This window comes from Paraburkholderia franconis (assembly GCF_009362735.1).
GTDB classification, from domain to species: Bacteria; Pseudomonadota; Gammaproteobacteria; order Burkholderiales; family Burkholderiaceae; genus Paraburkholderia; species Paraburkholderia franconis.
In genome coordinates this window covers 338,032-361,670 of the sequence record NZ_WHNP01000002.1, presented here as the reverse complement: position 1 = coordinate 361,670, position 23,639 = coordinate 338,032, and the positions used below count along the sequence as shown (strand labels likewise).

18 protein-coding genes are annotated in these 23,639 nt (G+C 63.4%); 15 read left to right on the top strand and 3 right to left on the bottom strand.

Features of this window, described 5'->3' with window-relative positions:
* Positions 1–235: 235 nt before the first annotated feature.
* Positions 236–1,356, bottom strand: a protein-coding gene (locus GCT13_RS03440; protein WP_407670738.1) for an IS3 family transposase whose coding sequence is annotated in 2 segments (ribosomal slippage) — positions 236–1,116 and positions 1,116–1,356 — 1,122 coding nt in all. Because the reading frame shifts where the segments join, the coding sequence is not laid out codon by codon here.
* 236 nt (positions 1,357–1,592) lie between these two features.
* A complete protein-coding gene (locus tag GCT13_RS03435; RefSeq protein ID WP_152755350.1) occupies positions 1,593–2,786 on the bottom strand; it encodes a M20 aminoacylase family protein in 1,194 nt (397 codons plus the stop codon).
* A 170-nt stretch (positions 2,787–2,956) separates the two neighbouring features.
* Here GCT13_RS03435 and GCT13_RS03430 point away from each other — a divergent pair, with 170 nt between their 5' ends.
* Both GCT13_RS03430 and GCT13_RS03425 read left to right on the top strand, forming a co-directional pair.
* Positions 2,957–5,035: a molybdopterin-containing oxidoreductase family protein gene (locus GCT13_RS03430; RefSeq protein WP_152755349.1), complete on the top strand. Its 2,079-nt coding sequence runs from the start codon at positions 2,957–2,959 to the stop codon at positions 5,033–5,035.
* Positions 5,036–5,202: 167 nt separating this feature from the next.
* Positions 5,203–6,876: a long-chain fatty acid--CoA ligase gene (locus GCT13_RS03425; RefSeq protein WP_152755348.1), complete on the top strand. Its 1,674-nt coding sequence runs from the start codon at positions 5,203–5,205 to the stop codon at positions 6,874–6,876.
* Between the two features lie 234 nt (positions 6,877–7,110).
* Here GCT13_RS03425 and GCT13_RS03420 read toward each other — a convergent pair whose 3' ends face one another.
* Positions 7,111–8,271 carry a porin gene (locus GCT13_RS03420; RefSeq protein WP_152755347.1) on the bottom strand — a complete coding sequence of 387 codons (1,161 nt, stop codon included), beginning with the start codon at positions 8,269–8,271 and terminating at the stop codon, positions 7,111–7,113.
* A gap of 290 nt (positions 8,272–8,561) precedes the next feature.
* On the opposite strand from GCT13_RS03420, the gene coq7 reads away from it, so the two are divergent.
* From coq7 to GCT13_RS03355, 13 genes are all read left to right on the top strand, one after another.
* Positions 8,562–9,191, top strand: coding sequence for a 2-polyprenyl-3-methyl-6-methoxy-1,4-benzoquinone monooxygenase (gene coq7, locus GCT13_RS03415; protein ID WP_152755346.1), 630 nt, complete (start codon positions 8,562–8,564; stop codon positions 9,189–9,191).
* Between the two features lie 402 nt (positions 9,192–9,593).
* A complete protein-coding gene (gene mraZ, locus GCT13_RS03410) occupies positions 9,594–10,022 on the top strand; it encodes a division/cell wall cluster transcriptional repressor MraZ (RefSeq protein WP_087735242.1) in 429 nt (142 codons plus the stop codon).
* 28 nt (positions 10,023–10,050) lie between these two features.
* Positions 10,051–10,992, top strand: coding sequence for a 16S rRNA (cytosine(1402)-N(4))-methyltransferase RsmH (gene rsmH, locus GCT13_RS03405; protein WP_090868360.1), 942 nt, complete (start codon positions 10,051–10,053; stop codon positions 10,990–10,992).
* Positions 10,989–11,327: a cell division protein FtsL gene (gene ftsL, locus GCT13_RS03400; protein WP_152755345.1), complete on the top strand. Its 339-nt coding sequence runs from the start codon at positions 10,989–10,991 to the stop codon at positions 11,325–11,327. Before rsmH ends, ftsL begins: the two co-directional genes overlap by 4 nt.
* A complete protein-coding gene (locus tag GCT13_RS03395) occupies positions 11,324–13,198 on the top strand; it encodes a peptidoglycan D,D-transpeptidase FtsI family protein (protein WP_152755344.1) in 1,875 nt (624 codons plus the stop codon). Before ftsL ends, GCT13_RS03395 begins: the two co-directional genes overlap by 4 nt.
* Positions 13,195–14,733, top strand: a complete 1,539-nt coding sequence (locus GCT13_RS03390; RefSeq protein ID WP_152755343.1) for a UDP-N-acetylmuramoyl-L-alanyl-D-glutamate--2,6-diaminopimelate ligase — start codon at positions 13,195–13,197, stop codon at positions 14,731–14,733. Before GCT13_RS03395 ends, GCT13_RS03390 begins: the two co-directional genes overlap by 4 nt.
* 17 nt (positions 14,734–14,750) lie before the next feature.
* The gene (locus GCT13_RS03385) at positions 14,751–16,157 is read left to right on the top strand and encodes a UDP-N-acetylmuramoyl-tripeptide--D-alanyl-D-alanine ligase (RefSeq protein ID WP_152755342.1); all 1,407 of its coding nucleotides are present in this window, start codon (positions 14,751–14,753) and stop codon (positions 16,155–16,157) included.
* A gap of 17 nt (positions 16,158–16,174) precedes the next feature.
* Complete coding sequence (gene mraY, locus GCT13_RS03380) at positions 16,175–17,344, top strand: phospho-N-acetylmuramoyl-pentapeptide-transferase (protein WP_087735237.1); 1,170 nt, start codon at positions 16,175–16,177, stop codon at positions 17,342–17,344.
* A gap of 36 nt (positions 17,345–17,380) precedes the next feature.
* Positions 17,381–18,895: a UDP-N-acetylmuramoyl-L-alanine--D-glutamate ligase gene (murD, locus tag GCT13_RS03375; protein ID WP_152755341.1), complete on the top strand. Its 1,515-nt coding sequence runs from the start codon at positions 17,381–17,383 to the stop codon at positions 18,893–18,895.
* Positions 18,892–20,175 carry a putative lipid II flippase FtsW gene (ftsW, locus tag GCT13_RS03370; protein ID WP_152755340.1) on the top strand — a complete coding sequence of 428 codons (1,284 nt, stop codon included), beginning with the start codon at positions 18,892–18,894 and terminating at the stop codon, positions 20,173–20,175. Before murD ends, ftsW begins: the two co-directional genes overlap by 4 nt.
* A complete protein-coding gene (gene murG / locus GCT13_RS03365) occupies positions 20,172–21,287 on the top strand; it encodes an undecaprenyldiphospho-muramoylpentapeptide beta-N-acetylglucosaminyltransferase (RefSeq protein WP_152755339.1) in 1,116 nt (371 codons plus the stop codon). The genes ftsW and murG overlap by 4 nt, the downstream gene beginning before the upstream one ends.
* On the top strand, positions 21,284–22,678 hold the full coding sequence (murC, locus tag GCT13_RS03360; RefSeq protein ID WP_152755338.1) for a UDP-N-acetylmuramate--L-alanine ligase: 1,395 nt from the start codon (positions 21,284–21,286) through the stop codon (positions 22,676–22,678). Before murG ends, murC begins: the two co-directional genes overlap by 4 nt.
* A complete protein-coding gene (locus tag GCT13_RS03355; RefSeq protein WP_152755337.1) occupies positions 22,675–23,616 on the top strand; it encodes a D-alanine--D-alanine ligase in 942 nt (313 codons plus the stop codon). Before murC ends, GCT13_RS03355 begins: the two co-directional genes overlap by 4 nt.
* The last annotated feature ends 23 nt before the right edge of the window (positions 23,617–23,639 follow it).

Here is a 23,639-nt window from a genome sequence, read left to right as displayed (position 1 = left end):
CGCCGATGATAGTGCGGATTGCCCGTGTGAAAGTAGGTAATCGTCAGGCTCCTTACCCCAGACCCGACCCCGCCCCTCAGCAGGCGGGGTCGTGGCGTTTACGGCGCCCTTTATCTCATTCTCCCCGCGGCGCCTTCACCACTCGTCAATACCCCGCCGCCTCTGCCCAGGCTGCATCTCCTCGCAGCAGTAGCAACACGACTGCGAAAGGTGCCTCGATGACCTGCCCCCGGTATTAGTCCGGACCGCTGTTAGAGTCCGAGGTTAAAAGCTGCTTCGCTTCATGTGCCTGTGTGAACTGCCTGGGCGTCAGATCTCCGAGCGAGCTGTGAGGCCGTTCGGTGTTGTACTCGTTTCTCCATTCTTCAATCAGGCGTCTGGCATGACGCATCGAGACGAACCAGTGCTCATTCAGGCATTCGTCACGGAAGCGTCCGTTGAAGCTCTCGATGTACGCGTTCTCGACGGGCTTGCCTGGCCGGATGAACGACAGCGTGACACCGGCTTCGTAAGCCCATGCATCCAGCACCTTACCCGCGAATTCCGGTCCGTTGTCTACCGTGGTGGATGCAGGCAATCCACGCATCTCGCCTAACCGTTGCAACACGTGCTTTACGCGTAGACCCGGCAGTGAAGTGTCGACTTCGATAGCCAGACATTCCCGCGTGTAGTCGTCGACCACATTCAGGCAGCGAAACCGCTGGCCGTAAGCCAGTCCATCAGAAACAAAATCCATCGACCAGCTCTGGTTCGGGCCTGTCGGCACCGGCAGCGGTTTTCGCTCGACGGCGGCAATGCGCTTGCGTCTGCGCTTACGCACGCTCAACCCTGCCTTGCTATACAGACGCCACGTCCGCTTATGGTTGACCAGCCAGCCTTCGCGACGCAACAGCACATGAATCCGGCGGTAGCCGTACCGACGTTTCTGCGCGGCGATTGCCGTCATCCTGTCCGTCAGTTCCGCATCGTCGGTGCGGCGCGACTCGTAACGGAACAGTGAGCGCGAAATTCCTACCAGCCCGCAAGCCCGGGTGACACCCATCGCGCGTTCGGTCATCAATATCCCGACCGCCTCGCGTTTGGCTTGCGGGCTTGCTACTTTCGCGACAGCAGGTCCTTCAGCGCGGCATTGTCGAGCATCGACTCTGCCAACAGGCGCTTGAGCCTGTTGTTCTCCTGCTCCAGTTCTTTCAGACGCTGCGCGTCCGAGACGCTCATCCCGCCGAACTTCGCCTTCCAGTTGTAGTAGGTCGCCTCCGAGATACCGTGCTTGCGGCACAGTTCTGCCGGCTTCAGGCCAGCCTCGGCCTCCTTCAGGATGCCAATAATCTGTTCTTCGCTGAATCGCTTCTTCATTGTCGTTCCTTTTGGGAACGAACTCTACATCGTTATCGGACTAACCATGGGGAGCAGGTCAACTGCTCTCCACGCGAATTCCGCCAGCGCGCAACTTCACCAACCAAAGCGTGACCGCGTGTCCGGTCATGCAGGGGCAAATCCAAGTGGTCCGCTAAGACCCCACGGTTTCTCACCGTACGAAATAACAGGCACTCACCCCATCGTTTGATGAGCGCCACCCGCGCCCAACTTCCTCACTTCGCAGCCAAAAATCTCTGCGCCAACCGAACCCAGTAAGTGGACCCGACTGGAAGCAAATCGTCGTTGAAGTCGTAGCTCGCGTTATGCAGCATACAAGGCCCGGCGCCATGACCCGATTCGCGATGCCCACCGTCCCCGTTGCCGAGGAATGCATAGCATCCTGGCTTCGCTAGCAACATGAAGGAGAAATCCTCGGCGCCCATCGTCGGCTCGACGGCATCGTCGACGTTTTCGTCGCCGACAATCTCCTTCATCACCGACGCCGCGAACCGCGCTTCCTCGCTGCTGTTGATTGTGGGCGGATAGTTGCGGTGAAACGTCATTTCGACAGAGCAGTCGTAAGCTTCCGCCGTGCTTTGGACGATTTTCCGCATCCGGGCTTCGATCAGATCAAGCGTTTCCGTGGTGAAGGTCCGTACCGTGCCTGCGAGCCACGCCTCATCCGGCACGACGTTCACCGCGTCTCCCGCATGGATCTGTGTGATCGACAGCACAGCCGTATCGAGCGGCTTTTTGTTGCGCGTAATGATGCTTTGCAGGCCATTGGCGATCTGCACCGCGGTGAACACAGGATCGCGGCCATTGTGCGGCAGCGCTGCGTGTGAGCCCACGCCTTTGATTTCGATGCGGAATTCGTTGCTGGAAGCCATGATCGGCCCTTCCGTCACACCGAAATTGCCCGCGGGCATCCCAGGCCAGTTGTGCATGCCGAACACCGCATCGACGGGAAAGCGCGTAAACAGCCCATCATCGATCATGGCCTTCGCGCCGGCGCCGCCTTCCTCGGCCGGCTGAAAGATGAACACGATTGTGCCGTCGAAATCGCCTTCCTTCGCTAGATGCCGCGCCGCGCCGAGCAGCATCGCCGTATGTCCGTCATGCCCGCACGCGTGCATTTTCCCTTCATTTTTCGAGCGATGATCGAACGTGTTCAACTCATGGATCGGCAGCGCATCCATATCGGCGCGCAGTCCGATCGATTTCCTTCCCGTACCACGCTTCAGCACGCCAACGACGCCAGTTTTGCCGATGCCTTCATGTACCTCGATTCCCCATCCAGCCAGCGTCTTTGCGACCAATGACGCCGTTTGCGCCTCCTCGTATCGCAATTCTGGATTAGCGTGAATCGTTCGTCGGAGACTCTGAATTTCGCCGCGTGCGGCTTGGATTTCAGGGATCAGTTTCATGGTGGATTAAGAAAGTGGCAGTGAGCAGTGTGATCCGGACAGTCGATTCCGGAGAGAGTGATAATTGATTCTACGCCCATCGCTATTTTTGACGGTCGCGTGTCAGATCGGATGAGAGGAACGTAATAGAATCAGGGCCTTCACTCGCGCAATTCCCGCTCGATATAAATATGAACGCTCCCGCTGAATTCGCCCGCGCCGTCTGCCCACACGATTGTCCCGATACCTGTGCAATGCGCGTAACCGTCGAGAATGGCCGCGCCGTCAAGGTCGTCGGCGACCCGGATCATCCGCCGACGCAGGGCGTCCTGTGCACGAAAGTGAGCCGTTACGCGGATCGCGTCCATCATCCGCGCCGGCTGACGACGCCGATGCGCCGCGTCGGCCGGAAAGGCGAAGGGCGGTTCGAGCCGATCAGTTGGGACGAGGCGCTACATCTCGCGGCGGAGCGGCTGTCGGAAATCGCGCGCCGCGCGCCCGAGGCGATTTTGCCGTACAGCTACGCCGGCACGATGGGTTTCGTGCAGGGCGACAGCATTGCGCAGCGCTTCTTCAATAAGCTCGGTGCGTCGCAACTGGACCGCACGATCTGTGCAGCGGCGGGCGCTGCGGGTCTCAAATATACGTACGGCGCGAGCCTTGGCATGCTCACCGAATTTTTCGATGAGAGCGAGGTGATCCTGATTTGGGGTGCGAACCCGATCGCGTCGAATCTGCATTTCTGGACGCGCGCGCAAGAGGCCAAGCGCCGTGGAGCGCGTCTGATCGCCATCGATCCGTACCGCTCGCTCACCGCCGAAAAATGCCATCAGCACGTCGCGCTGAAACCCGGAACGGACGGCGCGCTGGCGCTCGCCATGATGCATGTGCTGATCACGGACGACATGCTCGATCACGCCTATATCGCCGACCATACGCTCGGCTTCGAGCAGTTGAAGGCGCGCGCGCTCGACTATCCGCCATCGCGCGCGGCTGAAATCTGCGGACTCGACGAGCAGACGATCATCGATCTCGCGCGTCTTTACGGCAGCACGAAAAAAGCGGCGATCCGCATGAATTACGGCATGCAGCGCGTGCGCGGCGGCGGCAACGCGGTGCGGGCGATCGCATGTCTTCCGTCGCTGACGGGCGCATGGCGCGAGCGTTCAGGCGGTGTGCTGATGTCGTCGTCGGGCTGGGCGCCAGTCTATTCGCATGCACTGGCGCGGCCCGATCTGATGCCGGGGTGGCCGTCGAATCAACCGCGCGTCGTGAACATGAACGAGATCGGCAACGCCCTGTGCAATCCGGGCGACACCGGGTTTGGCCCGAAGATCGAAGCGATTGTCGTGTACAACTCGAACCCCGTCGCCGTTGCGCCGGATTCCGAGCGCGTTGCAGCGGGCTTCGCGCGCGAGGATCTGTTTACGATTGTCCTCGAGCATTTCCAGACCGACACCGCCGACTACGCCGATTTGCTGCTGCCCGCGACGACGCAGCTCGAACATCTCGACATTCACAAGTCGTACGGGCACACGCACGTCATGGTCAACCTGCCCGCGATTCCGCCCGTTGGCGATGCGCGCCCGAATACGGAGATTTTCCGCGGCATCGCGCACGCGATGGGACTCCGGGAGCCGGCGCTTTACGAGAGCGATGAGACGGTCGCGTCGTCGGCGTACCGCTGGGACGATCCGATACTCGAAGGCGTCACTTGGGAAACGTTGAAGCGCGACGGCTGGGCGAAGCTGAACGTTCCCGACGCGCCGTTCGCGAACGGCGGCTTCCGCACGCCGTCGGGCAAATGCGAGTTCTACAGCGAGCGGCTCGCGCAAGCTGGCCTCGAACCCGTGCCCGATTACTTGCCGCCTTACGAGTCGGCGGACGGCTCACCCGAACTCGCCGCGCGCTACCCGCTCGCGATGATTTCGCCGCCGGCGCGCAATTTCCTGAACAGCACGTTCGTGAACGTAGAAAGCCTGCGGGCGACGGAAGGCGAACCGCATCTCGACATCCATCCCGCCGACGCCGCCGAGCGGGGCATTCATGACGGCGATCAGGTCCGCATCTTCAACGATCGCGGTTCGATGCTGGCGCGCGCCCGCGTCACCGACAAGGCGCGCGTGGGGCTCGTCGTCGGCCTGTCGATCTGGTGGAAGAAGCTCGCTCCCGACGGCCGCAACGCCAATCAGGTCACGAGCCAGGCGCTGACCGATCTCGGCGGCTCGGCGACGTTCTACGACTGCCTCGTCGAAATCGAGCGAGTCTGAGCCGCTTCTGAACGCGCAGCGGAGTTCCCGCCGCGCTGCCACGGTCCCCAGTCGGCGCTTTCGAGTGCATCGTCTAACTGGGGGCTAACCCCGAATAGTCACGCATCAGCGCATGCTACGATGCGATTTTTAGCACGACCATTCGAAAATCACGGAGGAGACGCCGTATGGAAAAAGTCTGGCTGAAATCGTATCCGCCCGGCGTGCCCAAAGAGATCGATCCCGCCCAATACGAGTCGATCACCGCGATGCTGGAAGAGAGCTTCCGTGCGTACCGCGCGAAGCCGGCGTTCGCGTGCATGGGCAAGCAGATCACGTATGGCGAACTCGACAGCCTCTCCATTCGGCTTGCCGCGTGGTTTCAGTCAAAGGGCATCGAGCGCGGCGCGCGCATCGCGATCATGATGCCCAACGTCCTGCAGTATCCCGTCGCCATCGCTGCGATCCTGCGCGCGGGTTATGTCGTCGTGAACGTGAATCCGCTCTATACGCCGCGCGAGCTTGAACATCAACTGAAGGACAGTGGCGCGGAAGCGATCATCGTGCTCGAAAATTTCGCAGTCACGTTGCAGGCGATCGTGCGCAATACGTCGGTCCGGCACATGGTTGTGGCGTCGATGGGCGATCTGATGGGCGCGAAAGGCATGCTCGTCAATTTCGTCGTGCGCCGCGTGAAGAAGATGGTGCCCGCCTGGAATCTTCCTAGACACATCCGCTTCAACGACGCCATTTCCGAAGGCGCTCGCAGCCAGTTCACGCCGGTCAAGCAGGGCCCGGACGACGTCGCATTTCTTCAGTACACGGGCGGCACGACGGGCGTCGCCAAGGGCGCGACGCTTTTGCATCGCAATCTGGTTGCGAACGTGCTGCAGTCGCACGTATGGCTCGAACCCGCGCGCTCGAAGCGCCCGGACATCGACCAGTTCGTGACCGTGGTCGCGCTGCCGCTCTATCACGTGTTCGCGTTGACCGTGTGCGGCCTGCTGACGATTCGCACGGGTGGCCTCGGCGTGCTCATTCCGAATCCGCGCGACATTGCGGGGATGATCAAGTCGCTGCAAGGCTACAAGATCACGACGATTCCAGCCGTCAACACGTTGTACAACGCGATGCTCAATCACCCGGACTTTTCGAAGCTGGATTTCTCGAATCTTCTGGTCGCGAACGGGGGCGGGATGGCCGTGCAGGAAGCTGTCGCGAAACGCTGGTTCGAGCGCACGAGCGCGCCGATTATCGAGGGCTATGGCCTGTCCGAGACGTCGCCGTGCGTGACGTGCAATCCGGCGATCGTCACGGAGTACAGTGGCACGATCGGTCTGCCGCTGCCGTCGACGGAAGTGTCGATCCGCGACGACGACGGCAACGAACTACCGGTCGGCCAGGCGGGCGAGTTGTGCATCCGCGGTCCGCAGGTGATGGCGGGCTACTGGAACCGTCCGGACGAAACGGCGAAGGTGATGACGGCCGACGGCTTCTTCCGCTCGGGCGACATCGCGACCATCGACGAAAACGGCTTCGTCAAAATCGTCGACCGGAAGAAGGACATGATTCTCGTGTCGGGCTTCAACGTCTATCCGAACGAAATCGAGGATGTGGTCGCGAGACATCCGGGCGTTTTCGAAGTCGCGGCTGTCGGTGTGCCGGACCAGCATTCTGGCGAAGCGGTGAAGCTCTTCATCGTGAAGAAGGACGAAGCGATCACCGACGCCGACATCTTCGCATTCTGCAAAGACCAGCTGACGGGCTACAAACGGCCGCGCATCGTCGAATTCCGCAAGGAACTGCCGAAGAGCAATGTCGGCAAGATCTTGCGCCGCGAGCTGCGTGACGGCCGGGCTTGAGCGCGCGCGACGCGTGAAGAACCGGAAAAGCGCGTAGACAGGCTACCGAAAACAGTCGCTCGCCACAGTAAAAGCACGGCCCAATGGACTCTACCTCATTGGGCCGTTTCCATTTGCGCAGCGGCAAATGGACAATCGCACGACGGTCGCGCACACCAGGAACAAAGCAAACCCCGCACAAATAAAAAAGGGCGCCCGAAGGCGCCCTCGAGGGTACTACGCATTCACAACTTATTAGAACTTGTGGCGGATACCGACGCGAGCCGTGAACTGGTTGCTGTTCGACGAAGCCGACAGGCCGTTGATTGCCGCAACAGCCTGCTTGCCCGTCGAATCGGTGCCCGTAGCGTGCTGGTACACGCCGATCACGTAGACGTCCGTGCGCTTCGACAGGAAGTAGTCGACGCCAGCCGAACCCTGGTGGTACTTCGCCGCGTCGTTGCCGTTCAAGCTGCTGCCGTGCGTGTAGTCATACGCGGCACCGACCAGCAGAGCCGGGGTGAGCTGGTACTTGAAGTTGATTTCGGCGTTGTTGAACAATGCCGTCTGACCTGTGAGGCCCGGTGCTGCGAACGACGAGCCGAGGTCGTAGAACCTGGTGTACGAGTAGGTTGCACCGACCGTCGCTGCGCCGAACGTATATGCACCGCCCGCGCCGATCACCTGATAGGTGTGAGCCGAACCGTAGCCGCTATAGACAGGCGACGAGACGTTCGAAACCGCCGGGTTGACCGTGCCCGACGTGCTGTTGCCGAAGAACGAAACGTTCGGGTTACGAACGTTCAAATAACCAACGCCCAACACCAGCGGACCGTTGTTGTAGCCAGCGCCCAACGACCAGACCTGGTTACGCGAGTAGTCGCCCGCAACGCCGCCCAGGCTGTACAAACCGCCGAACGTCAGGCCAGCGTAGTTTGCGCTCGTGAACTTGACCGCGTTGTTGGTACGGTACGCGTTGTTGAAGTTGTCCAGGTCGCCCGGGTGCGCAGCGATGTAGCCGCCCCACTGGTCGCCCGCTTCCAGCGGACCGACGTAGTCGACGACGGAGTCGTACTGGCGACCCAGCGTGACCGTGCCGAACTGGCTGCCCAAGCCGACGTAAGCCTGACGACCGAACAGCAGGCCGCCTTGACCAGACTTGCCGTTGTTCACGTCAAAGCCGCTTTCCAGCACGAAGATCGCCTTCAGGCCGCCGCCGAGGTCTTCCGTGCCGCGCATGCCCCAACGGCTGCCTTGCAGAACGCCGCTCGACAGGTTGTACAGGTGCTTGCCGCCCGAGTTGGTGTTGATGTTAAAACCTTCGTCAATAATGCCGTACAGCGTCACGCTGCTTTGCGCATGAGCGACGCCAGCAAACGCGCCCAATGCTGCAAGAGCGAGAAGCGACTTTTTCATCGAAAGATCTCCAAGGATTTGCGAATTATTTTCAAACAAGGCAAATATTTATCTGCGTTGCGGCCTTGCGTAACTTCGTAAAGAAGTTGCACGTAATGTAACAAAGACACCTAAGTGAACAAAGAAAAAGCAGGGCGCCCGCCAGACCGTTGTTTCGTTTACGCAACATGGTCTAAAATCGAAAGTCGGCCGTCGGTACCACCCTGAAGATTTCCTTGCCGTCAGCTGCAAACCCTTGATGTACAAGGCTCTGCGGGGAGTGGTGCGCGCGCCGCGTCGTGGAGGCCAAGATGCTGATTGATGAGTTGATTGCAGAGTTTGATCGGGGTTTACGCTCAATAAACGGGGTGTCGCGGATGTCGCGTCCGCTGCCCGTTCCGCCCGCGTCTGTCGAACCTGTCGAACTGACTGATGAAGAGCGCGCGCATGCGGCGGGACTGATGCGCGTCAACCATGTCGGTGAGGTGTGTGCTCAAGCGCTGTATCAGGCACAAAAGCTGGCGACGCGTTCGCCGGCGCTCAAGCAGGCATTCGAGCATGCCGCGCGCGAGGAGGAAGATCACCTCGCATGGACCTACAAGCGCCTCGAAGCGCTCGATTCGCGCCCGAGTCTGCTCAATCCGCTCTGGTATGCTGGCGCCCTCGCGATCGGCTTTGCGGCCGGCCGCCTTGGCGATCGGGTGAGTCTCGGCTTCATGGCCGAGACGGAGCGCCAGGTCGAGCTGCACCTCGGCGGCCATCTCACGACGTTGCCGGAAGGCGATCACGAATCGCGTGCGATCGTCGAGCAGATGCGCGTCGATGAAGTCGCGCACGGCAAGGCCGCGACGGACGCGGGCGGTGCCGGATTGCCGTTCCCGGCACGTGCGCTGATGCGTGCCGCGTCCAAAATCATGACTCGCACCGCGTACCACGTTTGACCTGATTTAACGCTATTCGCCTGAAGTGGGCGGCGCTCCGCGCGCCGTCCGTAAAATCGCTCCAAATCCTCAGCCGGCCCGCGCCTTTCGTCCTACCAGAACGCTTTCCCGCCACGCTTTTCCCTCGCATATTTCACGTATCACCTTCACAAGCTTCACTAGCTCATTCATTTATAACGGTTTTCCTTTTTTGCATGCTGCGTGAGCAAGCGGCGCTAAGTCCTTGTTCTTGCAAACAAAATTCGTTAAAAAACCGCGCGTCTCCCTTGACCGGTGTTGGGGGTTACTCTAAAGTGGGAGACAGTGTGAGAAAGTGTATTTTTGTGTGATCCGACGTGTTTTCTCCGGTAAATTTCCAGAATCGGGCGGCATCTTTCAGCGCCCTGACAAAAGGGGAGCGAAGTGTTCCAAGGGGCGTCAGCGCTGACACTCGATGCGAAGGGGCGGATGTCCGTCCCGGCTCGCTATCGGGATGCGCTGCAAGGGCAGGCAGAAGGACGGGTGACGGTTACGAAGCACCCGGACGGCTGCCTGTTGCTGTTTCCGCGCCCCGAGTGGGAGGTCTTCCGCGCGAAGATCGCCGCGCTCCCGATGGAAGCCAAGTGGTATCAGCGGATCTTTCTCGGCAGCGCCGCGGATGTCGATATCGATACGGCCGGCCGCGTGCTGATCGCGCCGGAGCTGCGCCAGGCGGCCTCGCTGGAAAAAGACGTGATGTTGTTGGGAATGGGTAATCGCTTCGAACTGTGGGACAAGGAAACGTACATCGCGCAGGAACAGGCGGCGATGGCGCAGGGCATGCCCGAGTCTCTGAAGAACTTCACATTCTGAACGCAGGTAATCGGAAATGGCGCCTGCGATGGGTAACGAATTGCAGCATCGCACGGTGCTGCTCGAAGAAGCGGTGAATGCGCTCGTCACGCGCACGGACGGCGTCTATGTGGACGGTACGTTCGGGCGCGGCGGCCATAGCCGCGCGGTGCTGGCAAGGCTGGGTGAGGCGGCGCGTCTGATCGCTTTCGACAAAGACCCGCTCGCCATCGCCACCGCGCAGCAGATCGCCGATCCGCGCTTCGAGATCGTGCATGAAAGTTTCGCATCACTGCGCGACGCGATGAGCGCGCGCGGGGTAGGGCGTGTGTCGGGGGTGTTGCTGGATCTGGGCGTGTCGTCGCCGCAATTCGACGATCCGGAGCGGGGTTTCAGTTTCCGCGCCGATGGCCCGCTCGACATGCGGATGGACCCGACGCGCGGCGAGTCCGCGGCGGACTGGCTGGCGCGGGCCACGGTGCAGGAAATGACGGAGGTGATACGGGATTATGGGGAAGAACGGTTTGCTTTTCAGATTGCAAAGGCGCTTGCTGCTCGCCGGGCAGAGTCCGACCGTCTTGGGCCTCTCGTCAGCACGGGCGAGCTTGCCCAAATCGTGGCTAACGTCGTCAAAACCCGTGAGAAGGGTAAGGACCCGGCAACCCGCACCTTTCAAGCTATACGGATTCACATCAATCAAGAGCTTGCGGAGCTGCAAGTCGTACTAGAAGCAGCATTGTCGTTGCTGGAGCAAGGGGGGCGGCTGGTCGTGATCAGCTTTCATTCGCTCGAAGACCGGATCGTCAAGCGGTTCATGCAGGCGCAGTCGAGCGCGCCTGCTGTCGACCGCCGCCTGCCGATCCGCGCCGTCGATCTGCCGAGCCCCCCGCTCAAACTGCTAGGCCGCGTATTCGCGAGCGACGCCGAAGTCGCCGCCAACCCGCGCGCCCGTTCCGCCGTGATGCGCGTTGCGGAGCGGATCGCGCCATGAATCGTCTCAACATCTTCCTGCTGATCGTCGTAATGGGTTGTGCGCTTTCCGTCGTCAAGGCGACGAACCAGCAGCGTCAGTTCTTTATCCAGTTGCAGCGCGCCCAATCGCAGGAGCGCCAGCTGCAGCAGGACTATTCGCAGCTTCAATATCAGCAGAGCGCGCTGTCGAAGACTTCGCGCATCGAGCAGATCGCGACCGACTCGCTGAAGATGCAGGGCGCGACCACGGGCCGCACGCAATATCTGACGCTCGACACCGGTTCCGCGAAGGCCGAAGACGCACCGATTCCGACTTCGGCGCCCACCACGAAAGTTCGTGGAGGCACGCGATGAAGAAATCGTCGAACAAGAACAAGAGCGTCGCGTTCTCGGCGAATCCGATTCTTTCGGTGCGCCTGCCGATGTGGCGCTCGAAGCTCGTCGTGTTCCTGCTCTTCATCGCATTTGTCGCGCTCGCGGGGCGCGCGTTCTGGATTCAGGGCCCGGGCAACGCGTTCTATCAGAAGCAGGGCGAAAGCCGCTATCAGCGCCGGCTGGAGCTGCCTGCCACGCGCGGCAAGATTCTCGACCGTAACGGCCTCGTGCTCGCGACGAGCCTGCCCGTGCGCGCGATCTGGGCAATTCCCGAATCGGTGCCGGACGATCTCGGCGCGGACAAGCTCGCTCAACTGGCCAAGCTGCTCGACATGACGCAGCCGGAATTGCGCAAGAAGCTGTCGGAAGACAAGACGTTCGTCTATGTGAAGCGCCAGGTGCCCATCGAGGTGGCCGCGAAAGTGGAAGCGCTGAACATCCCCGGTATCTATCAGCGCACCGAGTACAAGCGCTTTTATCCGGAAGGCGAGATCACGGCTCACCTGATCGGCTTCACGAACGTCGAAGACGAGGGCCAGGAAGGCGTCGAGCTCGGCGACCAGAAGCTGCTCGCGGGCGTGGCCGGCAGCCGCCGCGTGATCAAGGACCGCCTGGGCCACATCATCGAGGACGTGGACGAACAGGTCGTGCCGCACAACGGTCTGGACGTCGATCTGTCGATCGACAGCAAGATCCAGTACATCGCGTACACGAACCTCAAGGCGGCCGTGCAGAAGTTCAAGGCCAAAGCGGGCGCCGCGATGGTGATCGACGTGCGCACGGGCGAAGTGCTCGCGCTCGTCAATTACCCGACGTACAACCCGAACGACCGCACGCACCTGACGGGCGAACAGCTGCGCAACCGCATCCTCACCGACACGTTCGAGCCGGGCTCGATCATGAAGCCGTTCACCGTTTCGCTCGCGCTCGACCTGCATCGCGTCACGCCGACTACACTGGTTGATACAGGCGGCGGCCGTTTCGTGCTTGACGGCGCGCCGATCACCGACGACTCCGCGTTCGGCGTGCTGACGGTCGGCGGCGTGATCCAGAAGTCGAGCAACATCGGCGCGACGAAGATCGCGATGCAGCTCAAGCCCGAAGAAATGTGGAACATGTACACCAGCATCGGTCTCGGCCAGGCGCCGAAGGTCGGTTTCCCCGGCGCGGCGGCGGGCCGTCTGCGTCCGTGGAAGAGCTGGCGCCGGATCGAGCAGGCGACGATGTCGTACGGCTACGGCCTCTCGGTGTCGCTGTTCCAGCTCGGGCGCGCGTACACGGCGATCGCGCACGACGGCCAGATCCTGCCCGTGTCGATCTTCCGCACGCCGAAAGATCAGCCGATGACAGGCGCGCAGGTTTTCTCGCCGACCACCGCACGTGAAGTGCGCGCGATGCTCGAAACCGTCGTCTCGCCGGGCGGCACGTCGCCGGATGCGGCGGTGCCGGGCTATCGCGTCGGCGGCAAGTCGGGTACGGCGTACAAGCACGTCGGGCGCGGCTACGATCACAGCAAGTACCGCGCGTCGTTCGTCGGCATGGCGCCGATGCCGAATCCGCGCATCGTGGTGGCCGTGTCCGTCGACGAACCGACGGCGGGCAGCCACTTCGGCGGCCAGGTGTCGGGCCCCGTGTTCTCGTCGATCGCCGGCGATACGCTGCGATCACTGAACGTGCCGCCCGATCAGCCCGTCAAGCAGATGGTCGTTTCCGACGACGTGAACCCCGCCACGCCCGCGGCCGCATCCCAACCGGCAGCCAACGGCGCGAAAAGACTTGCGACGCACGCGGTGCCGAAGAAGTTGACGATTTCAGACAACGCGAAGAACCGCCCCGGAGTAGTTCGATGAGTGCGCTGCGTTCTTCTCATCCGGCGCAACAGCAGATTGCTGACGCGCTCGCCTGGCTGCGCGCGCGCGTGCAGCCAGGCGCACATTTGCATGCCGATACCCGCACGATTGCGGCGGGCGACGTGTTTCTCGCCTATGCCGTCGACGGAGCGGACAACCGTCCGTTCATCGACAACGCGATCGAGCGCGGCGCGGCCGCCGTGCTCGTGCAATCGGAAGGCTTCAGCGGCAATATCGACGCGGCGACGATGCTCGCCGTACCTCGCCTGAACGAACTGGCGGGTACGATCGCGAGCGCGTGGTACGGCGACCCAACCGATGCTATGCGCGTGATCGGCGTGACGGGCACGAACGGCAAGACCTCGTGCACGAACTGGATCTCGGCGGCGCTGACGGCGCTCGGCGAGCCGTGCGCGATCATCGGCACGCTCGGCAGCGGCATGCCGGGCCAGCTCATGCATACCGGTTTCACGACGCCCGATGCGCCGCAATTGCAGCGTAGCCTCGCTAACCTGCGCGCCGCGGGCGCGAAAGGCGTCGCGATGGAAGTTTCGTCGCATGCGCTGCATCAGGGCCGCGTGAACGGCACGGCGTTCAGCGTCGGCGTGTTCACGAATCTGACGCAGGACCACCTCGACTATCACGGCACGTTCGAAGCATACGAAGCGGCGAAGGCGCGACTTTTCGCATGGCCGGAGCTGAAAGCGGCCGTCATCAACGCCGACGACGAAGCAGGCCGCCGCATGATCGCGAGCACGAACGGCCACGCGAAGACGATCGCCTATGCGCTCGAACAGCACGCCGACGTGCAGGCCGATGCGTGGATCGTCGCGTCGAATGTGCGCGCGACGGCAACGGGCACTGCATTTCATATCGCATCGGATTGGGGCGACACGGAGATCGAGGTCAACACGCTCGGTGCATTCAACGTGAGCAATCTGCTCGGCGTGCTCGGCGCGCTGCTCGCGTCCGATCTGCCGTTCGATGCCGCCGTTGCCGAACTCGCGAAGCTCGAATCGGTGAACGGCCGCATGCAGCGCCTCGGCGGTCGTGTGCAGAACGACGAACCGCTCGTCGTGATCGACTACGCGCACACGCCGGATGCGCTCGAAAAGACGCTCACGGCATTGCGCCCGATTGCCGATGCGCGCAGCGGCAAGCTGATCTGCATGTTCGGCTGCGGCGGCGACCGCGACGCGACGAAGCGTCCGCTGATGGGCGCGATCGCGGAGCGCTGCGCCGACGCCGTCGTCGTGACGAGCGACAACCCGCGCAGCGAAGATCCGCAAAAAATCATCGACCAGATCGCGGCCGGCATGAAGGACGAGTCGAAGGCGCGCCGCATCGAAGACCGAGCGAGCGCGATCCTGCAAGCGGTGCGCTGCGCCGCGCGCGAAGACGTTGTCGTGCTGGCGGGCAAGGGCCACGAATCGACGCAGGAAATCATGGGCAAGAAGCGCGCGTTCTCGGATCAGGATCACGCACGGCTCGCGCTCGCGGCCCGCGCGACGCACGGACGCGGAGGTGGCGAATGACCCGGCGAGGTGACGCCATGTTTTCGCTGCGTGAGGCAGCCGCCGTCATTCCGGGCGCAACGGTGACGGGCGACGAATCGGTTTCGTTCGACGGCATCTCGACGGACAGCCGCACGTGCGGTCCCGGCGACCTGTTCGTCGCGCTGAAGGGCGACCGCTTCGACGCGCACGACTTTCTCGCTGACGTCGCCGCGCGCAACGTGAGCGCGGTGCTCGTCGCGCGCACGCCGGAGAACTTCAACGTCCCCGCGTTGCGCGTGCCGGGCGACACGCGCACGGCATTGGGAGCGCTCGCGAATGGCTGGCGCCGGCGCTTTGCGATGCCGCTCGTCGCGGTGACGGGCAGCAACGGCAAGACGACGGTCAAGGAAATGATCTCGTCGATCTTCGCCGCGGCCGTCGGCGAGTCATCGCGTCTCGCGACGGCAGGCAATTTCAACAACGACGTCGGCTTGCCGCTGACGCTGTTCCGTTTGAGCGAAGCGCACAAGCTCGCCGTCGTCGAACTCGGCATGAATCATCCGGGCGAAACGGCGCTGCTCGGCAAGATCGCCGAACCGACTGTCGCTGTCGTCAATAACGCGCAGCGCGAGCATCAGGAGTTCATGGCAACCGTCGAGGCCGTCGCGCTCGAACACGCAGCCGTGATTCACGCACTGAAGCCGGAAGGCGTCGCCGTGTTTCCCGCCAACGACGCCTACGCCAGCATCTGGCGCGTCGCGGCGACGGGCAGCCGCATTATCGATTTCGCGCTGAACACGGCGGAGCACACGACGCAGGCAGCCGTTCAGGGCACGCTCGACGGCAATCAGCTGAGCATCGATACGTCCGAAGGCCACGTCGACGTCACGCTGCAAGTGCTCGGCGCGCACAACGCGCACAACGCGCTGGCGGCGACGGCGGCGGCGCTCGCATCAGGTGTCGCGCTCGATGCGATCAAGCGCGGTCTCGAAGCGTTCGGCGCGGTGAAGGGCCGCCTGCAGGTGAAGCGCGCGGTGCTCGGCGCGATGGCGGGCGCGACCGTGATCGACGACACCTACAACGCGAATCCCGATTCGATGATCGCCGCAATCGACGTGCTGGCCGCGCGTCCGTCGCCGCGCGTGCTGGTGATGGGCGACATGGGCGAAGTCGGCGACAACGGCCCGGAATTTCATCGCGAAGTTGGCGTATATGCGAAGGCGCGCGGCATCGATGCGCTGTACGCGCTGGGCGACGCGTCGCGCGACGCGTGCGCCGCTTACGGCAGCGAAGCAAAGCATTTCGACGACGTGCATGCGCTCGTCGCGCAATTGCAGCAGGCCGCGTACGGCGCGGCTGCGACGTATCTCGTGAAAGGCTCGCGCTTCATGAAAATGGAACGCGTGGTGGACGCCGTTACGAATCCACAACCCGCACCGGGCACGGCGCCCGGCGCACACTGAAAGAGAAGGACAGAAGTATGCTACTGGCGCTGGCGCAATGGCTGCAGAACGACGTCGGCTTTTTGCGCGTGTTCAGTTATCTGACGTTTCGTGCTGTCGCGGCGACGATCACCGCGCTGCTGATCGGGCTCGTCTGCGGCCCGTGGGTGATCCGCAAGCTGACGGCGATGAAGGTCGGCCAGGCCGTGCGCAAGGACGGCCCGCAGACGCACCTTGTGAAATCCGGCACGCCGACGATGGGCGGCGTGCTGATCCTGATCGGCATCGCCGTGTCGACGCTGCTGTGGGCCGATCTGACCAACCGCTTCATCTGGATCGTGATGCTCGTCACGTTCGGCTTCGGCGTGATCGGCTGGGTCGACGATTACCGCAAGGTCGTCTACAAGGACCCGCGCGGGATGTCGTCGCGCGAAAAGTATTTCTGGCAGTCGGTGATCGGACTCTTCGCTGCTGTGTACCTCGCGTTCAGCGTGTCGGAAGCGAGCAACGTGCGCGTGTTCGACCTGTTCATGGCGTGGGTGCGCAGCGGCCTGTCGATGGGCCTGCCCGCGCGCGCCGACCTGCTGTTGCCGTTCCTCAAGTCGATGACCTATCCGCTCGGCGTATGGGGCTTCATCGCGCTCACGTACTTCGTGATCGTCGGTTCGAGCAACGCGGTGAATCTCACCGATGGTCTCGACGGCCTCGTGATCATGCCCGTCGTGCTGGTCGGCTCGTCGCTCGGCGTGTTCGCGTACGTGATGGGCAGCGCCGTCTACTCGAAATACCTGCTGTTCCCGCACATCGCGGGCGCGGGCGAAATGCTGATCTTCTGCTCGGCGATGGGCGGGGCAGGGCTCGCGTTCCTGTGGTTCAACACGCACCCGGCGCAGGTGTTCATGGGCGACGTCGGCGCGCTCGCGCTCGGCGGCGCGCTCGGCACGATCGCGGTGATCGTGCGCCAGGAGATCGTGCTCTTCATCATGGGCGGGATTTTCGTCGCCGAGACGGTGTCGGTGATGTTGCAGGTCACGTGGTTCAAGTTCACGAAGGCACGTTTCGGTGAAGGCCGCCGCATCTTCAAGATGGCGCCGCTGCATCACCACTTCGAATTGTCGGGCTGGAAAGAGACGCAAGTCGTGGTGCGTTTCTGGATCATCACGCTGATGTTGTGCCTGTTCGGATTGTCCACGCTCAAGCTGCGTTAAGCAGCACTCAAATTCGTAAGCAAGGGGAAGCAGTCGATGTTTGGCGAGAAGTTTCGGGATCGGCAAAAGCCGATGGTGCTCGTGCTGGGGCTCGGTGAATCGGGCCTCGCGATGGCGCGCTGGTGTGCGCGGCATGGTTGCCGCCTGCGCATCGCCGACACGCGCGAAGTGCCGCCGAACCTGTCCGCGCTCGAAGCGCACGGCATCGCTGGCGATTTCGTCGGCGGGCCGTTTTCTCCTGTGCTGCTGGAAGGCGTCGAACTGGTCGCGATCAGTCCGGGCCTGTCGCCGCTCGCCGCCGATCTCGTGCCGCTGATCGCGGCGGCGCGCGAGCGCGGCATTTCTGTGTGGGGCGAACTCGAATTCTTCGCGCAGGCATTGAGAACGCTCGCCGAAAGCGGCTACGCGCCGAAGGTGATCGCAATCACGGGGACGAACGGCAAGACCACCACGACGAGCCTGACGGGCCTGTTGTGCGAACGCGCGGGCAAGAAGGTCGCGGTCGCGGGCAACATCAGCCCGGCTGCGCTCGACAAGCTCACGGAGGCGATCGACAACACCGCGTTGCCCGACGTGTGGGTGCTCGAACTGTCGAGCTTCCAGCTGGAGACCGCGCACACGTTCGAGCCGGACGCGGCCGTGATCCTGAACATCACGCAGGATCATCTGGACTGGCACGGCGGCCTCGACGCGTATGCGGCGGCGAAGGGCAAGATCTTCGGCAAGAACACGGTGCGCGTGCTCAATCGCGACGACGCGCGCGTGATGGCGCTCGCGCCGTTGGAGCAGAGCGGCGCGCAGGTGGTGACGTTCGGCGTCACGGAGCCTTTGCGCGACAGCGATCTCGGTCTGCTGCGCGACAGCGGCATGATCTGGCTCGTCGAGGCGCAGGATCGCGACGCGGCCGACGAACCCACGCCGACGCGCCGTCGCAAGAGCGAATCCGCGACGCCGCCCGATATCGCGCTGAAGCGTCTGATGCCCGCTGACGCGCTGCGCATCCGTGGCCTGCACAACGCGACGAATGCGCTCGCCGCGTTCGCGCTCGGGCGCGCGATCGGCCTGCCCGGCGCGCCGCTCCTGCACGGCTTGCGCGAGTATCGCGGCGAGCCGCATCGCGTCGAGTTGATCGCGTCGATCGACGGCATCGACTATGTCGACGACAGCAAGGGCACGAATGTCGGCGCGACGGTTGCGGCGCTCGACGGTCTCGCGCAACGCGTCGTGCTGATCGCGGGCGGCGACGGCAAGGGCCAGGCATTCGAGCCGCTCGCCGAGCCCGTGACGCGCTGGTGTCGCGCCGTGATGCTGATCGGCCGCGACGCTCCGCAGATTCGCGCCGCGCTCGCGCACACCGGCATCGCGATGGCCGACCACGCGACGCTCGAAGAAGCGACGCGCGCAGCCAGTACCCTCGCGGAACCGGGCGACGCCGTGCTGCTGTCGCCTGCCTGCGCCAGCTTCGACATGTTCAAGGGCTACGCGCATCGCGCCGCGGTATTCCGCAGCGCGGTCGAAGACATCGCTGCCGAACGGGGGACGATGATATGAGCTGGTCGGAACGTTTCGGTTCGCAACTCGGCAGGCAACGCGGTTCGATAGCGGGCCAGCCAGGCGGCGCGGCTGTGTCGGAACGCACGTCGCGCACGGGCGGGCTGTCGAGCGCCGTCAACGGCGTGCGTCCGTTGCGCTCGCGGATGCTCGACTACGATCATTCGCTCCTGTGGGTCGTCGTTGCGCTGCTGGGGCTCGGCATCGTGATGGTGTACTCGGCGTCGATCGCCATGCCCGATTCGCCGAAGTACGCGTCGTATCACGACTACGCGTTTCTCATGCGCCAGGTCATCTTCGTCGTCATGGGCGCGATCGCGGGCGTGATCGCGTTTCGTGTACCGATCTCAACGTGGGACAAGTACGCGCCGAAGCTCTTCCTGATTGCGCTCGTCGCGCTCGTGATCGTGCTGATTCCGCACATCGGCAAGGGTGTGAACGGCGCGCGCCGCTGGATTCCCCTCGGCATCACGAACATGCAGCCGTCGGAAATCATGAAGCTCGCGGTGACGATCTACGCGGCGAACTACACGGTGCGCAAGCAGGAATACATGCACAGCTTCGCGAAGGGCTTTCTGCCGATGGGCTTTGCCGTCGGCGTGGTCGGCATGCTGCTGCTGCTCGAGCCGGACATGGGCGCGTTCATGGTGATCGCGGCGATCGCGATGGGCCTTCTGTTTCTCGGCGGCGTGAACGGCAAGATTTTCGGCGGGCTGGTCGCGACGGCCGTGGGCACTTTCACGCTGCTCGTGTGGGCGTCGCCGTGGCGCCGCGAGCGGATCTTTGCGTACCTCGATCCGTGGGACGACCGCTACGCGCAGGGCAAGGCCTATCAGCTGACGCACTCGCTGATCGCGTTCGGCCGCGGCGAGTGGTTCGGCGTGGGCCTCGGCGGCAGCGTCGAAAAGCTCAACTATCTGCCGGAAGCGCATACCGACTTCATTCTCGCCGTGATCGGTGAAGAGTTGGGCTTCGTCGGCGTGCTCGTCGTGATCCTGATGTTCTACTGGATCGTGCGCCGTTCGTTCGAGATCGGCCGTCAGGCGCTCGCGCTCGACCGCACGTTCGCGGGCCTGGTCGCGAAGGGCGTCGGCATCTGGTTCGGCGCGCAGACCTTCATCAACATGGGCGTGAACCTCGGCCTGCTGCCGACGAAGGGCCTCACGCTGCCGCTCGTCAGCTACGGCGGCTCGGGCATCTTGCTGAACTGCATCGCGGTGGCGGTGCTGATGCGGGTTGACTACGAGAACCGGGTCCTCATGCGCGGGGGCAAGGTATGACGATGCAACAACGCACGCTGATGGTGATGGCGGGAGGCACCGGGGGCCACGTGTTCCCGGGCCTCGCCGTCGCTCACCTGATGCAGGCGTGGGGCTGGCGTGTCGTGTGGCTCGGCAATCCGTCGGGCATGGAAGCGACGCTCGTCCCGAAGCACGGTATTCCGATGGAGTACGTGCAATTCGGCGGCCTGCGCGGCAAGGGCATGAAGACCAAGCTGATGCTGCCCGTGAATCTGCTGCGCGCGTGCATGCAGAGTCTTTCGGTGCTGCGTCGCGTGAAGCCGGACGTCGTGCTCGGCATGGGCGGCTACATCACGTTCCCGGCGGGCGTGATGACGGCATTGAGCGGCACGCCGCTCGTGCTGCACGAACAGAATTCGATCGCGGGTCTCGCGAACAAGGTGCTCGCGAAGCTCGCGAGGCGCGTGCTCGTCGCGTTCCCGAACGCGTTGCCGCATGCCGAGTGGACGGGCAATCCGATTCGCGCGGAACTTGCGCGCACGCCGGCACCCAAAGCACGCTACGCGGCGCGCAGCGGTCCGCTGAACGTGCTGGTCGTGGGCGGCAGCCTGGGCGCGACGGCGCTGAACGAAACGGTGCCGCGCGCGCTTGCGCGGCTCGCGCCGGACGAGCGGCCGCGCGTCGTGCATCAGGCGGGCGCGAAGCATATCGACGCATTGCGCGCGAACTACGCAGCGGCAGGCATCGCAACGGGCGACGATGTGCAGCTCGTGCCCTTCATCGACGACATGACGAGCGCCTATGCGAACGCCGATCTCGTGATCTGCCGTTCGGGCGCGATGACCGTCGCGGAGATTGCGGCTGTCGGGGTGGCGGCGTTCTTCGTGCCGTTCCCGTATGCCGTCGACGATCACCAGACAACCAACGCAGCGTTTCTCGCCGATCACGGCGCGGCGCTGCTCGTACAACAACGCGACCTGACGGCGGAGAAGCTCGCCGACTGGTTGCGCAGCCAGACGCGGGACTCGCTCGCGGACATGGCGGAGCGTTCGCGCTCGCTCGCGAAACCCGATGCCACCGAACAGGTCGCGCAGGTCTGCGCGACGGTTGCCGGCACGACACCGAGCCTGAGCCCGGAAGGAAAGCAATGAAACATATCGTCAAACACATTCACTTCGTCGGGATCGGCGGCGCGGGCATGAGCGGCATCGCCGAAGTGCTCGTCAATCTCGGCTATCAGGTGAGCGGTTCGGACCTGTCGCGCAACGCGGTGACGGAGCGCCTCGCCGCGCTCGGCGCGCGCATCGCAATCGGCCACGACGCGGAGAACATTGAAGGCGCGAATGCCGTCGTCGTGTCGACGGCCGTGCGCAGCGACAACCCCGAAGTGCTCGCCGCGCGTCATCGCCGCATTCCCATCGTGCCGCGCGCGGTGATGCTCGCGGAACTGATGCGCCTGAAGCAGGGCATCGCGATCGCAGGGACGCACGGCAAGACCACCACGACCTCGCTCGTCGCGAGCGTGCTCGCAGCAGGCGGACTCGATCCGACCTTCGTGATCGGCGGAAGGCTGATCAGCGCGGGCGCGAACGCGCGTCTCGGCACGGGCGATTTCATCGTCGCGGAAGCGGACGAATCGGATGCGTCGTTCCTGAACCTCTTCCCGGTGATCGAGGTCATCACGAACATCGACGCCGATCACATGGACACCTACGGCCACGATTTCGCGCGGCTCAAGCAGGCGTTCATCGAGTTCACGCATCGGCTGCCGTTCTACGGCATCGCCGTGCTGTGCGTCGACGATCCGAACGTGAAGGAAATTTTGCCGTTCGTGTCGAAGCCGATCATCCGCTACGGCTTCGCACCCGATGCGCAGGTGCGCGCCGTCAACGTCGAAGCGCGCGGAGGCCGGATGCATTTCACGGCGATGCGCGAAGACGCGCCGCCCATCGACATCGTCTTGAACCTGCCCGGCATGCACAACGTGCAAAACGCTTTGGCTGCAATCGCGATTGCGACTGAACTCGAGGTGAAAGATGCCGATATCCAGCGAGCGCTCGCGGATTTCAACGGCGTCGGCCGGCGTTTCCAGCGTTACGGCGAAGTGCCTGTGGCAAGTGGCGGCGCGTACACGCTCGTCGACGACTACGGTCATCACCCCGTCGAAATGGCCGCGACGATCGCGGCGGCGCGCGGCGCATTTCCCGAGAAGCGTCTCGTGCTGGCGTTCCAGCCGCACCGCTTCACGCGCACGCGCGACTGCTTCGAAGATTTCGTGAAAGTGCTGTCGACGGTCGATGCACTCGTGCTGACGGAAGTGTACGCAGCGGGCGAGTCGCCCATCGTCGCAGCGGACGGCCGTTCGCTCGCGCGCGCGATCCGCGTCGCAGGGAAAGTCGAGCCGGTGTTCGTCGAAACGGTGGATGAAGTGCCGGATGCGCTGGCTGCGATCGTGCGCGACGGCGATGTGGTGATCACGATGGGTGCGGGTTCGATCGGCGCAGTGCCGGGCCGGCTCGCAGAAAACGAAGGTGTGAAATGAGCAGTATCGATCCTAAATCTTTCGGCAAGGTCGCCGTGCTGATGGGCGGCGTGTCCGCCGAGCGCGAAGTGTCGCTGAACTCCGGACGTCTCGTGCTCCAAGGGCTGCGCGACGCGGGCATCGACGCGCATCCGTTCGATCCGTCCGAGCGGCCGCTGGCCGCGTTGAAGGACGAAGGCTTTGTGCGCGCGTTCAACGCGCTGCATGGCGGCTACGGCGAGAACGGCCAGATTCAGGGCGCGCTCGACTTTTACGGCATCCGTTACACGGGCAGCGGCGTGCTGGGCTCGGCACTCGGCCTCGACAAGTTCCGCACGAAGCTCGTGTGGCAGCAGCTCGGCGTGCCGACGCCGCCGTTCGAAGCAGTGCTGCGCGGCGACGACTACGCCGCGCGTGCGCAGGACATCGTCGCGAAGCTCGGCTTGCCGCTCTTCGTGAAGCCCGCGAGCGAAGGCTCGAGCGTCGCCGTGATCAAGGTGAAGACGGCCGACGCGCTCGCGCCCGCGCTCGAAGAGGCGGCGAAGTTCGACAAGATCGTTGTCGTCGAGAAGAGCATCGAAGGCGGCGGTGAGTACACGGCGTGCATCGCGGGCGATCTCGATCTGCCCGTCATTCGCATCGTGCCCGCCGGCGAGTTCTACGACTATCACGCGAAGTACATCGCCAACGACACACAATATCTGATCCCGTGTGGCATCGGCGCGGAAGAAGAGGCGCGCCTGAAAAGGCTCGCTCGCCGCGCGTTCGATGTGCTCGGCTGCACGGACTGGGGCCGCGCCGACTTTATGCTGGACGGCGACGGCAATCCGTACTTCCTCGAAGTGAACACGGCGCCCGGCATGACGGATCACTCGCTGCCGCCGAAGGCCGCGCGCGCCGTCGGCATCAGCTATCGGGAGCTGGTCGTGAAGGTGCTCGCACTGACGCTTAAGGACTGAACAGAGAACTGAAGGAATCGCAC